Origin of the sequence: Peristeroidobacter soli (assembly GCF_004138485.1) — a bacterium.
In the GTDB taxonomy this organism is placed as follows: Bacteria; Pseudomonadota; Gammaproteobacteria; order Steroidobacterales; family Steroidobacteraceae; genus Steroidobacter; species Steroidobacter soli.
Genome location: NZ_RYEV01000012.1, coordinates 31331 through 46647, shown reverse-complemented (window position 1 = coordinate 46647; position 15317 = coordinate 31331). Strand labels below are relative to the sequence as shown.

15 protein-coding genes are annotated in these 15317 nt (G+C 62.6%); 4 read left to right on the top strand and 11 right to left on the bottom strand.

The genetic code is table 11. The features are described from left to right. Positions 1-5: 5 nt before the first annotated feature. The 11 genes from EKO19_RS37400 to EKO19_RS37350 form a co-directional block, all read right to left on the bottom strand. On the bottom strand, positions 6-542 hold the full coding sequence (locus tag EKO19_RS37400) for a F0F1 ATP synthase subunit delta (RefSeq protein ID WP_129782547.1): 537 nt from the start codon (positions 540-542) through the stop codon (positions 6-8). Between the two features lie 43 nt (positions 543-585). Further along, positions 586-1065, bottom strand: a complete 480-nt coding sequence (locus EKO19_RS37395; RefSeq protein ID WP_217705851.1) for a F0F1 ATP synthase subunit B — start codon at positions 1063-1065, stop codon at positions 586-588. A gap of 77 nt (positions 1066-1142) precedes the next feature. Continuing rightward, positions 1143-1418, bottom strand: a complete 276-nt coding sequence (gene atpE, locus EKO19_RS37390; RefSeq protein WP_116808431.1) for a F0F1 ATP synthase subunit C — start codon at positions 1416-1418, stop codon at positions 1143-1145. A gap of 55 nt (positions 1419-1473) precedes the next feature. Further along, a complete protein-coding gene (gene atpB / locus EKO19_RS37385; protein ID WP_129782545.1) occupies positions 1474-2316 on the bottom strand; it encodes a F0F1 ATP synthase subunit A in 843 nt (280 codons plus the stop codon). Between the two features lie 23 nt (positions 2317-2339). Beyond that, entirely contained in the window at positions 2340-2711 is a 372-nt protein-coding gene (locus EKO19_RS37380; RefSeq protein WP_157995632.1) for an ATP synthase subunit I, read from the bottom strand. A gap of 200 nt (positions 2712-2911) precedes the next feature. Beyond that, positions 2912-5248: a DUF5916 domain-containing protein gene (locus EKO19_RS37375; RefSeq protein WP_129782543.1), complete on the bottom strand. Its 2337-nt coding sequence runs from the start codon at positions 5246-5248 to the stop codon at positions 2912-2914. A gap of 92 nt (positions 5249-5340) precedes the next feature. After that, a complete protein-coding gene (locus EKO19_RS37370; RefSeq protein WP_129782623.1) occupies positions 5341-6282 on the bottom strand; it encodes a ParB/RepB/Spo0J family partition protein in 942 nt (313 codons plus the stop codon). Positions 6283-6297: 15 nt separating this feature from the next. After that, positions 6298-7107 (bottom strand): ParA family protein, encoded by an 810-nt coding sequence (locus EKO19_RS37365; RefSeq protein ID WP_129782542.1) that lies wholly within the window; start codon positions 7105-7107, stop codon positions 6298-6300. A 97-nt stretch (positions 7108-7204) separates the two neighbouring features. After that, entirely contained in the window at positions 7205-7837 is a 633-nt protein-coding gene (gene rsmG, locus EKO19_RS37360; protein WP_129782541.1) for a 16S rRNA (guanine(527)-N(7))-methyltransferase RsmG, read from the bottom strand. A 10-nt stretch (positions 7838-7847) separates the two neighbouring features. Then, positions 7848-8840, bottom strand: coding sequence for an oxidoreductase (locus tag EKO19_RS37355; RefSeq protein WP_129782540.1), 993 nt, complete (start codon positions 8838-8840; stop codon positions 7848-7850). 57 nt (positions 8841-8897) lie between these two features. After that, on the bottom strand, positions 8898-9530 hold the full coding sequence (locus EKO19_RS37350) for a c-type cytochrome (protein ID WP_129782539.1): 633 nt from the start codon (positions 9528-9530) through the stop codon (positions 8898-8900). A 162-nt stretch (positions 9531-9692) separates the two neighbouring features. Between EKO19_RS37350 and rpoZ the strand changes: the two genes are divergently transcribed. The 4 genes from rpoZ to recG all read left to right on the top strand — a co-directional run bounded on the left by rpoZ (position 9693) and on the right by recG (position 15134). After that, complete coding sequence (gene rpoZ / locus EKO19_RS37345; RefSeq protein ID WP_129782538.1) at positions 9693-9983, top strand: DNA-directed RNA polymerase subunit omega; 291 nt, start codon at positions 9693-9695, stop codon at positions 9981-9983. Positions 9984-10014: 31 nt separating this feature from the next. After that, on the top strand, positions 10015-12186 hold the full coding sequence (spoT, locus tag EKO19_RS37340) for a bifunctional GTP diphosphokinase/guanosine-3',5'-bis pyrophosphate 3'-pyrophosphohydrolase (RefSeq protein WP_129782537.1): 2172 nt from the start codon (positions 10015-10017) through the stop codon (positions 12184-12186). Positions 12187-12222: 36 nt separating this feature from the next. Further along, a complete protein-coding gene (locus EKO19_RS37335; protein ID WP_129782536.1) occupies positions 12223-12606 on the top strand; it encodes a Rid family detoxifying hydrolase in 384 nt (127 codons plus the stop codon). Positions 12607-13058: 452 nt separating this feature from the next. Beyond that, positions 13059-15134, top strand: coding sequence for an ATP-dependent DNA helicase RecG (gene recG, locus EKO19_RS37330; protein ID WP_129782622.1), 2076 nt, complete (start codon positions 13059-13061; stop codon positions 15132-15134). Positions 15135-15317: the final 183 nt, after the last annotated feature.

Here is a 15317-nt window from a genome sequence, read left to right as displayed (position 1 = left end):
GGGCGTCAGTGAGTCATCTCGACCGCCAACCGGTCGAGGCGCGCCTTCAGCGATCCATCGATGACGAAATCGCCCGCGCGCACGATGGCGCCACCGATCAGCGATGCGTCGACTTCGAGATGCAAGCGCACTTCGCGCTGCAAACGTTTCTTCAGGGCTGAGGCGAGGCGCTGTTGCTGCGCCTCGTCCAGTGCCACCGCCGAAATCACCTGCACGTCGGCGGTGTTCTCGGCTTCAGCCCGCAACGCCTCGTACATCGAGGCGATTTCCGGCAAGAACGCCAGGCGGCGATTGCTGGCCAGCGTGGCCAGGAAATTGCGGGTCTGCTCGTCCAGATCGCCACCGACGATATCCGCGATCAAACCGGAGAGTTGCTCCGGCGTGACCCGCGGACTCGACAGCAGCGAGGCAACGCGCTCGTCCTGCACCACCGACGAGGCGGTTGCCAGCACCTTGGTCCAGCGTTCCAGCGCGTGATGTTGACGCGCCGACTCGAACGCGGCCTTGGCGTAGGGGCGGGCGATGGTGGCTTTCTCGGCCATTAAAAGTGCTCCGTTTCGCTGTTCTTACTGAAGACTGGGCGCGTCAACCGCGCTCGATCTCCAGCGCCAGCTTGTCGAGCAAGTCGGCGTGGGCCTTGGCATCGATCTCACGACCGAGCAGCTTGCTGGCACCGAACACCGCCAGACCGGCGGCTTCCTTGCGCAACTGCTCACGGGCGCGACCCGATTCCAACGCGGCTTCCTGGCGGGCGCCCGCGACGATGCGCTCGGCTTCCGCCGAGGCTACGCCACGTGCTTCCTCGGCCACTTCGGTCGAGCGGCGATTGGCCTGTTCGACGATCTTCGCGGCGCGCGCATGCGCTTCCTTGATGATGTCGTTGGCCGAGTTCTTGGCTTCCGCCAGGCTCTTCTCGCCTTTCTCGGCAGCCGCGAGACCCTCGGCAATCTTCTTCTGCCGATCTTCGATCGCCGCGATGATGTTCGGCCAGCCGAACTTCATGACCAGCCAGGCCACCGCGAAGAACGCGATACCCTGGACGACGATGGTTATTGTGGGATCCATGCTTACTCCGATTCACTTGTGGCGGCCCCCAGAACGATGAGAACACCGCCTGGCGCCGATCGACCGTGGAACGGCAATCAGCCGCCGAGCTGACCGATGAACGGATTCGCGAAGATCAACAGCAGAGCGATGGCGACGCCGATGATGGGGATCGCGTCCAGCAAGCCGGCGACGATGAACATCTTCGTCTGCAGCATGCCGGTCAGCTCCGGCTGACGAGCCGAGCCTTCCAGGAACTTGCCGCCGAGCAACGCGAAGCCAATCGCGGTGCCAAGCGCGCCGAGGCCGATGAGCAGACCCGCGGCAATCACGGTGAAGCTCATGACGTCGGCAATCTGAGTGATGTTCTCCATTTGAATCTCCGGTGCGTGCAGTAAAACTAGTTAGTAATCGGACAATCGAAACGAATCAGTGATGCTCGGCGGCCATGCTGAGGTACACGATGGTCAGCATCATGAAAATGAATGCTTGCAGCGTGATGATCAGGATATGGAACGCGGTCCAGACGAAGCCGGCCACGAACTGCAGCGGCGCCATGACGTAGGTCATGCCGCTGGACAGGCTCGCACCGAGCGTCATGCAGGCGATCAGGATGAAGATCAGCTCGCCAGCATACATGTTGCCGAACAGTCGCAGTGCCAGCGAAATCGGGCGCACTGCTTCTTCGATCAGGCGCAGCAGCAGGTTGGCCGGCGCCAGCAGGATCTTGCCGATGGTGTTCGGCGCATGGAACGGGGCCGTCAGCATCTCGCCGAAGAACGTGCCGAGGCCCTTGTGCTTGACGCCGAAGTATTGGATCAACAGGAACACGGTCAGCGACATGGCCAACGTGGTGTTGAGGTCGGCCGTCGGCACCACGCGCAGGTAAGGAACGTGCGCCGCGCCCGCCAGCGCCGGCAGCCAGTCCACCGGGATCATGTCCAGGAAGTTCATCAGGAACGTCAGGCAGAAGATGGTCAGCGCCAGCGGCGCGATCAGCTTGCTCTTGCCATGAAAGGTTTCTTTCACCGAGGTGTCGACGAACTCGACGACCATCTCGATGAAGCATTGGAATTTGCCGGGAACGCCGGTGGTCGCGCGCCGCGCCACCCGCAGGAACAGCCACAGGAAGATAGCCGCGCACAGCAGCTTGAAGAAGATGCTGTCGAGGTGCAGCACCATGAACCGGCCTTCACCAACCGGCATCTCCAAATGATGGAGATGGTGCTTGATGTAATCGGTCATGGTCTCCGGACCACCATGCTCAGCCATCAACCCCACCTCACCTAAAACGACTATTTGAAGATTCCCATCGCAACCCAGAACCCGCACTGACTGGCCACCAGGCCGATCAGCAGGGGCAGCGGTTCCATGCCGCCGCGGGTCAATGCCAGCGCAAACGCGCCGACCACCCAAATCCACTTCAACACTTCACCCGCGAAGAACCCGCGCGCCGCGCTGGCCGCCGGCCAGTCTGTGGCGAACAACCGCCATGCGAACACGAGAGTCCCCAACGCGATGATCAGACCGCCCGCGACCGCCGAGCGGGCCGCGTTCCAGCCGCTCAACATCAAAAACACGAGTGCTGCCAGACCCGTGCATGCCAGCTGTGTCGCGGCGAATTTCAACGCCAGGCGCTTGCCGCGCACGCGCACGGTATCAGACACGTATTGGATTACCGCCCGGCTGGAAACGGCGCCGAATTATACGCAGCGTTTTGCAGTGCTACAAGGAAGATCCAGCCTGTCTTGTCGCGAATTATGACTATTGGCCTGCGCTGTCGCCGTGCAGTGGTGACTTTTCGCGCTGACGTCTTGACATCAGCGGTCATCTACACCTCTTTGGCTCGTCACGGATCAGGCCAGATTTACAACTTGTATCGGAGCTTGATCAGGAACTGATCCGCGTCCCGGACCTCGGTCATATCGCGAAACAACTCGCTCACGCCGCGCTCGTCATCGTCGATGAAATTGTAGCCGCCGCGCGCGTAAACCAGAAACAGTTCGGACATGGGACCGATCTCGTACCGATACCGGATCTGCAGACCGAGATTGTTGACGGTGAAGGGCGCGACCGCATCGCTGGTCCGCATCAGGTTGCCCGCCGGATCCGTGCGATAAGCGCGCCGAAGCTCGGCATCGATGCCGATCCATTGCCATTTCACGCGCAACTCGTGGCGCGGCGCGGGAATCCAGTCCAGGCGGAAGTCGTAGTCGAGTCGCTCGGCGCGATAGGAGCCGAACAGATTGCCTTCTTCCCAGAGCAGCCAGTCCGAGGAGTACTGCGGCAACAGATCCACCCGCAAGGTCAGCTTCTCGGTGGGATACCAGGCGGCCAGGAATTGCACCCAGCCCGAGTAATCCTTCACACCCTGCTGGAACGCATACAGGCCCAACGTGAATTGCCAGTCGCCATAGCGCGGCGTGGTGATATCCATGTAGGCGGACACGCGATCGTCCAATCGCACCGGACCGTTGCCGCGTGAAAGCATATCGTCCACACCGCTGGTGACGTAGCGCAGTTCCTCGAATGCTTTCCACGCGCTCGCGTAACTCACATCGCGCGACAATGCGAAGCGCGATTGCAAACGTTGCCCGTCCGTGTTCTCGCGGTAGAACGTATAGAGTCGCTGCGTTTCACCGCTCACGCGTCCGCCGTCGCTGGCAACCCGATAGTTCGTTTCCCACTCGATCTGCTTGAGCGCGTTACGTTCCATGTAACCGAGATCGTTCATGTCGAACGTGTCGTCGATGTACAGCAGCTTCAACGTATGCGTCAGCGGCGAGCTGCGATTGAAGTCGGCCTGCAACCACGACTCGTAACCGTGCGTGTTCACTTCGGAGCGACGGACCTCAGTGCCGCGTGCCAGACTCATGTTCATGATATTCATGCCGCTCGTGCCGATGTCGGAGCGGATGACCTGACCGCTGATGCGCCAGTCCTCACTGGGCGCGAGCTCATAGTCGACGGCGTTCACCAGGGCGTCGCGATCCAGAGCGGGTCGATCCGCCCAGGTGCCGAGATAGCCGATGCGCGCATGTTCCATTGGCAAAGCAACGCGAGTGGCCGCGAACAGGCGACCGGGGCCGTCGTGATACTCGTCTTCCTGCGCGACGAAGCCGCCATAGACCACCTGGCCTGCCGTGCCGGTGAGCTTCAGCGCCGCATCGATATCCGCTGAAGCGGACCGGCCATCGTCGGTGGCCGCGCCGATGCGTCGCGTGTAAACGAGCTGTCCGTTCGCCGGCGTGCGCAGATCGAAGATGCCCTGGTTCTCGCTGAAGAACGGCCGCTTGTCGGTGAACACGGTTTCCACCGCCGAGAAATCCACCACCAGCTCGTCGCTCTCCACCTGCCCGAAGTCGGGATTGAGCGTCGCCGACAGCCACAGGCTCGGCGAGGCTTTCCAATTGATGTCGGCGCCGGCTTTGAAGCGTGTGCGGTCGTCGATGAAATCGGCGATCGCGGTCCCGTACGGCACGATGTCCAGGTTGGTGACCGGCGCATGCTGCGAGATCTTCATGCGCTGGAAGTCGGACAGAAACACCGCCGCTTCGCTGGTGATGCCCGGGCAGGAATAACGTTCGCCACGCTCGAACAGATAGCGCGTGCCATACACGCCGATGGTGCGCGTGTCGGCCCGCGAGTCGCGCATACTGATGCTGGACCAGGGAATGAAGATCTCGACGAACCATTGCTGCTCGGTTTCGTACACGGCGTGCTGCCAGGCGCCGTCCCAGTCGCGATCGAATTTGTTTTGATTGGTGATCAGGCCGTCGCGAATGCCGCCGCCCAGGCCGACGGTGAATTCGTAACCGATCTGCGCGTTGGCGTCGAAGTCCACCATCAGCGAGACGGTGTCGCCGATCAAACGCTCCGAGTCGCGCGGCGTGCGCGGCTTGATGCGTCGTTCGCCGGGCGGTTGATCGAGAATGAAGGCCGCGGCCAGTCCACGCTCGGTGGAAAGAATGTGCAGCTCGTTGCCGTAGCGGGGCTCATCGCGCGCGAACGGCAAGGTACGTTGCCAGTCCTTGCAGCTGATCGCGCTCTGCCACTCCGGCTCGTCGATGTGGCCGTCGATCACCAGTTCGGCGTGCGCGGCCCCACAACAGACCGTGATGAATGCCAGCAGCAGCAACGCACACGAAATTGTAGCGATCGGGGTGCGCGGCGCCGCGCCGTTCAGCACTGGCGCCGTTCGCATCTTGAACGGACCTCCGGCCAGCAGACTTCCCTGAAACGCCGAATCATGACCTTACCTGGTACTGCGTTGGCGGGCTTGAGCGGGCTCCGACCCTAGCGGATGTGCTCGAGAATGCCGTCGAGCTCTTCCAGCGTGTGATAGCTGATCACCAGCTTGCCCTTGCCGGAGGAGGCATGCTGGACCTGCACTTTGGCGCCGAGCTTCTCGCTCAGGTCCGCCTCCAGTTTGCGGATATTCGGATCGGGTCGCGACGCGGCTTCATGCGAGCTCGCCGCCGGCTGCGACGCCAATCGTTTCACCAGCGCTTCGGTCTCACGAACCGACAGCTTCTGCTTCGCGACCTGCGAGGCCAGCTCGGCCTGCTGACGTTTGTTTTCGATCGTGAGCAACGCGCGCGCATGACCCATGTCCAGCTCGCGATGCTCGACCAGCCTGCTCGCGTCTTCGCCCAGCTCGAGCAGGCGCAGGAGATTGCTCACCGCGGAGCGCGAACGACCGACGGCTTCGGCCGCCGTCGCATGCGTCATCTCGAATTCAGTGATCAGGCGTTGCAGGGCGCGCGCCTCTTCCATCGCATTCAGATTTTCGCGCTGGATGTTTTCGATGAGCGCCATGGCGATGGCGGCTTCATCGGGCACGCGGCGAATGACCGCCGGAATCTCATGCAGGCCCGCGAGCTGCGCCGCGCGCCAGCGACGCTCGCCGGCGATGATTTCGTAATGCTGCTCGGCCGGGTTGTCGGACGGATTGTTTGCGTACGACCCATCGGCATTGATCGGACGCACGACGATGGGCTGCACCACGCCTTGCGCTTTGATCGAATCGGCCAGCTCCTGCAATGTTTCCTGCCGCAGATCGATACGCGGCTGGTACTTGCCCCGCTGTAACAAATCCACCGGCAGTTTGCGCAACTCCTCATCGACCGGACGTAGCGCCGTCACCACGGCAGCGGTAGCGGGAGACACAGCCGCCGCGGCGGGCTGCCCGAGCAGGGCACCGAGCCCACGGCTGAGACGGGGTTGTTTAGTCGCCATTGTCATGGTTCGTCACTATGACGCGACCGCGTTAGCGGCAGGCGGCGCCACATTGAATGTTTCTTCCTCTCGACGAATCATTTCGCCGGCCAGCGCCAGATAGGCGAGCGCGCCGCGCGATTCTTTATCGTAGTGCAATGCCGGCTTGCCGAAGCTGGGGGCTTCCGCGAGCCGCACGTTGCGGGGAATGATGGAGCGGAACACCTTGTCGCCGAAGTGCTCGATCAGCTGCGCCGACACTTCGTTCGCCAGATTGTTACGCGGGTCGTACATGGTGCGCAGGATGCCGCCGATCTCGAGCTTGGGATTGGGACCGGCCTTGATCTGTTCGATCGTGTTGACCAAAGCGGTGAGCCCCTCCAGCGCGTAATACTCACATTGCATCGGGATCAGCACGCCTTCGGCCGCGACCAGTGCGTTCACCGTCAGCATGTTCAGCGCCGGCGGGCAATCGATCAGCACGATGTCGAACTGATCCATGACCGGCTGCAGGGCGTCCCGCAGGCGGGACTCGCAACCGGGCTTGCCCATCATCTCGACGTCGGCCGCCACCAGATCCTGGTTGGCCGGCATCACTTTGAAATCCGCGTACTCCACCGGCAGCATCGCCGACGCCGCATCGCTCTCACCGAGCAGCACATCGGTCGTTGACCGCTCTACGGCGCGCTTGTCGATGCCGCAGCCCATGGTGGCATTGCCCTGCGGATCGATATCGATCAACAGCACGCGCCGCTTGGTCGCCGCCAGCGATGCGGCCAGATTGACGCTCGTCGTGGTCTTGCCGACGCCGCCTTTCTGGTTGGTGATGGCGAGAATGCGATGCATGGATGTTTGAATGGGACCAGTCCGTTAGTGAGTCACGCAATCGGCACAACGCTGATTCTGCTACTGAACTCGAGGGCAGGAACGCCAGGTCGCAGCGCTAGGGCCGGTCGTGGCTGCGGCAGATTTCCACAAGATGCCGCTCTTCGTCCAGAGTGGGCACGTTAAGTCGATGGACCGCCGCGAGTTTCCAGCCACTGGGCAACTTGCCGAGCTCGGCCTCGGGGTGCCGGCCCTTCATCGCCAGCAGTCGCCCGCCGCCGACAACCAGATGGCCGGCCCATTTCACGAATTGCTCTACCGGGCCGACGGCGCGCGACAACACGATATCGAATCGTTGCGCCGGGCGGAAATTTTCCGCTCGGGTATGCACGGTTTGCACATTGGGCAACTCCAGCAACCCAGCGGTGTGATCTATGAACTTGAGCTTCTTGGCGGTGGAGTCCAGCAGCACGAACTGCTTGGTGGGATTCACGATCGCCAGCGGCATGCCGGGAAAACCCGCGCCGGTGCCTACATCGAGCACCCGCTCGCCCTGCACGAACGGCTGCACGGACAGGCTGTCCAGCAAATGCTTGGTGATCTGCGCGCCGCGCTCTTTGATCGCGGTCAAATTCATGCGCTGATTCCAGTCGTCCAGCTCGTCGAGCAGACGGATCAGCTGTTGCGCCTGAAGCTCGCTCAGCTCGATACCCAGCTGAGCCGCACCGGCAATGAGAGTGGGATCGCTCATGCGCCGCCGCTCAGCCCGCGATGCGCACGACGGTGCGACCGGTCACACCCGCTTTCAAGTAAGCGTCGAACGCGCCCGGCAGTTGCTCGAACGGGATCGTGCTGGTCACGATGCTGTCGAGATGCCGCGGCTTCAGATCGGTCGCGAGCCGCTGCCACACCTGCAAACGCAGCGGTCGCGGCGTGTATACAGAGTTGATGCCGAGCAAATTCACTCCGCGCAAGATGAACGGCATGACGGTGGTCTTCAGCTCGGGGCTGGCGGCCAGACCGATGCTGGCGATGTTGCCCCAGAATTTGACCGTGCGCGTCAGCCAGGTGAGCAATTCGCCGCCGACGTTGTCGATGGCGCCGGCGAACTGCGCTTCTTCCAATGGGCGCTTGCCAGTGTCGATTTGATCTCTGAGCAGCACGCGCGCGGCGCCGATCCGCTGCAAGTAGTCGACGGAAGATTGCTTGCCTGTAACGGCAACGACCTCGTAGCCGCGCGCAGCCAGCATGTCGACGGCGATGCTGCCGACGCCACCCGTCGCGCCTGTTACAACGATCTCGCCGCCCTCCGGCGTTTGTCCGTTCTGTTCCATGCGATGAATGGCGAGCGCGGCGGTGTAACCCGCGGTGCCGAGCGCCATGGCCTGGAACTCATCCAATCCGGCAGGAATCGGCACCACCGAATCGCTTTTCAAGCGGGCGTACTCGGCGTAACCGCCATCGCGCGTCTCGGACAGCTCGCTGCCCGTGACCAGCACTTTCTGGCCGGGCTGAAACTGCGGATCGCTGGAAGAGACCACCTCGCCCGACAGATCGATGCCGCCGACCAGCGGATAACGCCGCAGGATCTTGCCGGCGCCGGTCGCGGCGAGCGCGTCTTTGTAGTTGATGGTGGAGTAGCGGACTTTGACGACGACCTCACCCTCGGCAAGGTCGTTCAGGCCGATCGTCTCCATTCTAGAAACGATCTTGCCGCCTTCCTGATGAATGCGAAACGCGCGAAAGCTCTGCATAACCGGCGGCCTCCGCGCGCTCGTCAAATCGAAAGAATCAACCCGGCAAGCCTACGCTTACTCGGTCTGGCACTTGCCGGTCTTGCGGATCTGATCGGTGGTGCACAGTGCCTGCTGCTTGGAGAAGAAGTCGGCCAGGGCCTGGAAATCCTTTTCGTCCACGCCGCTGATGATGCCGGCCATGATCGGATTCTTGCGCTTGCCGCTCTTGTAGTCCTTGAGCGCGTGCACGATGTAATCGGCCGGCTGGCTGGCCAGCTTCGGATAGTCCGGAGCGACCGTCTTGTTGCCGTCCGCGCCGTGGCAGGCGACGCAGGTCTGCGTGGCCGGCGGCGGCGTGCCGACGACTTCCTTGCTCGGAATGCCGCCGTCCCCGTGCAGGAACGCGGCGATATCGGCCTTCTCTTCATCGGTCAGCGTCGCGGCCTGCGCGTGCATGGTGGGATGCGGACGCTCGCCCTTGGCATAGGCATTCAGCGCACTGACCAGGTATGCCTCGTTCTGGCCGCCCAGTTTTGGCACACGATAGTTGGGGTACGCGTTCTTATAGTCCGGCACGCCATGGCAACCATGGCAGGTATAGGCCAGAACTTTGCCCTTGGCGGCGTCTGCCGCGCTCGCGGTCGACGCGGACACAGCAGCAAGCAAGCCCAGACCGATGACCGTTACCGGGCTCAATCGAAACGTCATAACCCACTCTCTCCGCTTCTTACCGGCGTACTGTTGCCAGAAAATCTTAGGGACCCCGGCCGGCGGGGCGCGGTATGGTACCCGAAAGGACTGTTTCGGGCACTGCCTGGCGGTATACTGCCCCTCAATCCCCCCAGTTTTGCGTGTTCGCCAGAGGTTTTCATGGCCCGTATTACCGTCGAAGACTCGCTCCACAACATCCCGAACCTGTTCCAGCTGGTGCTGGTGGCCGCCCGCCGCGCCCGCAAGCTGGCCAACGGCGCCGAGGCGACGGTGGAGTGGGAGAACGACAAACCGACTGTGGTCGCCCTGCGCGAAATCGCCGCCGGCCACATCGGTCCCGAGATCCTCGAGGAAGCCGAGCAGCGCCCGCAGCCGGAACTGATGCCCGAGCCGGACATGAACGGCATGTCGGGCGAGCTGCGTGCCCCTCATCTCGGCCTCGGAGATTGACGTCGCGCTCGAAAGTCCCCAGCTTTAGCCTATGGACTACGCGTCTTCCATCCTCAACCTGTTACCTACCGGAAGACGCTCGATAGGGGTCAACCAGCTGCTCAATAAGCTGGAGACCTACCTGCCGCCCGCGCAGGTCGACCGGATCCGCGACGCTTACGAATTCGGCGCCGAGGCCCACGAGGGCCAAAAGCGCCTGAGCGGCGAGCCCTACATCGCGCATCCGGTCGCGGTCGCTCACATCCTCGCCGACCTGCACATGGATGCGCCGACCATCGTCGCCGCCATCCTGCACGACGTGATCGAGGACACGCCCACGGCCAAGGACGATATCGCCGAGCGCTTCGGCGCCGATGTCGCGGAACTGGTCGATGGCGTCTCGAAGCTGGATCACATTCAGTTTCGCTCGCGCGCCGAGGCGCAGGCCGAGAGCTTCCGCAAGATGCTGCTCGCCATGGTCCGCGACATTCGCGTGATCATGGTCAAGCTCGCCGACCGCACGCACAACATGCGCACGCTCGGCTCGGTGCCGCCGGCCAAACGCCGCACCGTCGCCCGCGAGACACTCGAGATCTACGCGCCGATCGCCAATCGCCTCGGCATTCACACCGTGAAGTCCGAGCTGGAAGAGCTCGGTTTCAAGGCGCTGTACCCGGGCCGTTATCGCATCATCGAAAAGGCGCTGAAGAAAGCGCGCGGCAATCAGAAGCAGTTCGTCGGCAAGATCGCAGACAACGTGCGCACCGCGCTCGAGAAGGCGCAGGTGAAGGGCCGCGTCGAGGGCCGCGAGAAACATCTCTACAGCATCTATCAGAAGATGCGTCGTAAGCGCGTGCCGCTGGCGTCCATCGTCGACATGTTCGGCTTCCGTATCGTCGTGGACTCGATCGATACCTGTTATCGCGCGCTCGGTGTCGTGCACGGCTTGTATCGACCGATGCCGGGACGCTTCAAGGACTACATCGCGATCCCGCGCATCAACGGCTATCAGTCGCTGCATACGACGCTGTTCGGCCCGAACGGCATGCCCATCGAAGTGCAGATCCGCACCGAGGACATGCATCGCATCGCCGAGTCGGGCATCGCCGCGCATTGGCAATACAAGACCGGCGAGGATTCCTCCGACGCGGGTCGCGCGTATCGCGATCGCGCAAGTGAGTGGCTACAGCACCTGATGGAGATGCCCCATAGCGGCAACTCGGCCGAGGAATTCATGGAGAGCGTCAAGCTCGACCTGTTCCCGGACAAGGTGTACGTGTTCACGCCGCGCGGCGAGATCCGTCGCTTGCCGCGCAATGCCACTGCGGTGGACTTCGCCTATTCCGTGCACACGGACATCGGCAATCACTGCGTGGCCGCGAAAGTGGATCGACGCCTCGTGCCTCTACGCACCCCGCTGCGTAACGGTCAGACGGTGGAGATCATCACCGCGAAGGGCGCGACACCGAATCCCGCCTGGGTGAACTTCGTCGTGACCGCGAAGGCGCGCGCGGCGATTCGTCACTACTTGAAGGGCTTGAAGCACGGCGAGGCGATCGAGCTGGGCAAGCGCATGCTGAGCCAGGCGCTGCAGGACCTGTCGCTGGTGCTGAAGAAGATCCCCGAGGAGCGCCTGCAGGCGGCGGCCGTGGAGCTCAATCTCAAGACGCCGGACGAGCTGTTCGAGAAGATCGGCCTCGGCGAACGGTTGGCCGCCCTGGTCGCACGTCGCTTGTTGCCTGCGGATGGCACTTCGCCAACGGAACCGACCACGCAAGCCGAGCCGCTTGCGATCGCCGGCACCGAAGGCATGGTGGTCAGTTATGCGCGCTGCTGTTTCCCGATCCCGAACGATCCGATCATGGCCTACCTGTCGAGCGGCCGTGGCGTCGTGATCCATCGCGAGGCGTGCGGCAATCTACGCAACTATCGCAAGCAGCCGGACAAGTGGCTCACGGTCACATGGCGCTCCGACGTGGATCGCCTGTTCAATGTGGAAGTGCGCATCGACGTGGCGAATCGCATGGGTGTGCTCGCGGCGATTGCCTCGAATATCGCGACGACCGAGACCAACATCGAACACGTCGCGGTCGACGAGCGCGACGGCGACGCGTCGACGCTGATCTTCGATCTGCAGGTCCGCGACCGTAAGCACCTGGCGCACGTGATCAAGAACCTGCGCAAGATGCCGGAAGTGCTCCGCGTAACGCGCGTCATCGCGTAACATCCTCGCTCCTCGTCAGCAACGGTTGGTTTCATCATGGCGCGCGAAATCATTTCGACTCCGAACGCTCCCAAGGCCATCGGCACCTATTCTCAGGCCGTGAAGGTCGGCAAGACCGTCTACGTGTCCGGCCAGATCGCGCTCGATCCGACCACCGGCGAACTGCAGAACAGCTCGATCGAAGTCGAGATCCGTCGCGTGTTCGACAACCTGAAAGCCATCGTCACCGCGGCCGGCGGCAACTTCTCGCAGGTCACGCGCGCGACTGTGTTCATCCTCGACTTCGGCATCTTCCCGACGTTGAACAAGATCATGGCGGAGTATTTCTCGGAGCCGTATCCATCTCGCGTGACGGTGCAGGTAGCTGCTCTGCCTAAGAATGCGAACGTTGAGATCGACTGTATCGTCGAGCTCGACTAAGAAGGCGTCAGTGGCTCGCGGCGACTGTCGGGGGGAAGTGTTCTCCCGGCACCGCGACACACGCCTGCGCACGCTTCGCTGTCGCGGGCGCCCTGCTGCACATTGCCCTGCTCAGTCCTGCTCCGGGCAAGCCCAGGGTGCACATCCATGTACACCCGCTCGGCGGAGCGAAGCCGTGCTTCGCCGAAAGGCCCCGCCGAGCCCTTGTGGCTGCTATAGGACCGCCATCCCTGGACGGATCCAATTGCCGGGAGAACACTTCCCCCCGACGGCCACCGCCGATGTGTTGGCGGTAACGGCCACCGCTGAAATGTCGGTGACAACTTCCTCCCTCGTGGAAAACCTCTTGGTCCTCTTCGGCGAGAACTGCAGCTACCGTACACTTGCAGTGAATGAGCCCTTCCCCTTCCAACAGCAAACGGCCTCGAGGCGCTGACGTGCCTGCGGCCGCGATGTCGCCGGAGATTCGTCCGGTCACGGCGCTGCGTGGGGTTGGTGATGCGCTCGCGGCCAAGCTGGCGAAGCTGGGCATCACGACGATTCAGGATCTGCTGTTCCTGTTGCCTCTGCGGTACGAAGACCGCACGCAGGTCATTCCTATCGGTTCGTTGAGCCACGGCGATCGCGCCGTCGTCGAAGGCGAAGTGCAGCTTGCGGAAATCGCCTTTCGCGGGCGACGGCAGTTGCTCTGCCGAATCGGCGACGGCTCCGGCTGGCTGACACTCCGCTTCTTCCACTTCAGCAACTCTCAGCACGAGCAAATGACTCGCGGCACCCGGCTGCGGTGCTTCGGTGAAGTGAAACGCGGGCCGAGCGGGCTCGAGATCATTCATCCGGAATATCGACGCGTCGCCAGCGATGCGGTGGCGACGAATGAAGATGTGCTCACGCCCATCTATCCGTTGACCGAGGGCGTACAACAAGGCCGCCTGCGTCAGCTCACGACGATGGCGCTGAGAGAATTCGCGAATCGCAGTGTGCAGGACTGGGTGCCACCGGCCGTGCTCGCGCAATTGCAGCTGCCGCCGCTGAGAGAAGCGCTTCAGTACGTTCATCGCCCGCCGCCGGATGCGGATCTGGAGTTGCTGGCGCTCGGCCAGCATCCGATGCAACGTCGTCTCGCTTTCGAAGAGCTGCTCGCTCATCAGCTGAGCTTGCGACTGCTGCGACGTGAGATTCAGCGCGATCCGGGCTGGCAATTCACCGTCGGCGAGCCGCTGATCGATCGTTTCCTCGCCACACTGCCGTTCAAACCGACCGGCGCGCAGACGCGGGCGTGGCGCGATATCGAGCGTGATCTATCGCAGTCGAGCCCGATGCTTCGTCTGGTTCAAGGTGACGTGGGTTGCGGTAAGACCTTGGTCGCCGCGATGGCGGCCTTGCGCGCGGTTGAAGCGGGCTTTCAAGTTGCGGTGATGGCGCCGACCGAATTGCTCGCCGAGCAACATGCTCGCAATTTCACGAACTGGCTCGAACCGCTCGAGCTCTATCCAGCGTTGATCACCGGCAAACGCACGGCCGCGGCGAGAGCAAGATCGTTGGCGGATCTGGCGTCGGGCGAAGTGAAGCTCGCGATCGGCACGCACGCGTTATTCCAACAGGAAGTGGAGTTTCGACGGCTCGGCCTGGTCATCGTCGACGAACAGCATCGCTTCGGCGTCCATCAACGTTTGCTGCTCAGGGAAAAAGGCCTCGCCTCGGGGCGCTATCCACATCAACTCATCATGACCGCCACGCCGATTCCGCGAACGCTGGCGATGACGGCCTACGCCGATCTGGATGTATCCGTGATCGACGAGCTGCCGCCCGGGCGCACGCCGGTGAAGACGGTCGCGCTGCCCGAGAATCGTCGCGATGAAGTCGTGTTGAGAATTCGCGATGCGTGTCGACAGAAGCGGCAGGCCTATTGGGTGTGCCCACTCATCGAGGAGTCCGATCAGCTGGAGGCGCAGGCGGCTGAAGATACGATGACCGTGTTGACAGAGGCCTTGCAGGAATTGAAGGTCGGGCTGGTTCACGGCCGCATGTCGTCGAAAGAGAAAGATGCGGTCATGGCGCGCTTCAAGGAAGGCGCGATCGATCTGCTGGTCGCGACCACGGTCATCGAGGTCGGCGTCGACGTGCCGAATGCGAGTTTGATGGTCATCGAGAATGCTGAACGCATGGGCCTGGCTCAGCTCCATCAGCTGCGCGGCCGCGTCGGCCGAGGTGCGGCGGAGAGCACGTGTGTGTTGCTGTATCGAACGCCGCTGTCGGAAGTGGCACGTGAGCGTTTGTCCGTCATGCGGGCCACCAATGATGGTTTCGAGATTTCCCGCCGCGACCTGGAACTGCGCGGGCCCGGCGAGCTGCTCGGGACCAAGCAGACCGGCCTGATGCAGATGCGGGTCGCGGAGCTGGTTCGAGACGCGGATTTGCTGCCGAAAGTTCAGGAAGTGGCGGAATTGATGCTCGAGGAAAATGAGGCCAACATAGCGCCGCTGTTACGGCGCTGGATCGGGCAGGGCGAAAGGTTCGGGAAGGTTTAAACGGTTAGGTTCGTGGCAGATTCACAGAACGCGCATCACCCGGATAAGACGCAGCCGCTGGACGCGATGCCAGCCGCGCCGAAGCCGCCGCCTGCGCAAATGGATATGCTGAAGCAGGCCGCGCCTGAAGAACCGAAGCATAGCCACGAGAAGACACAGCCGCTCCACATCATTCCGCCGGCA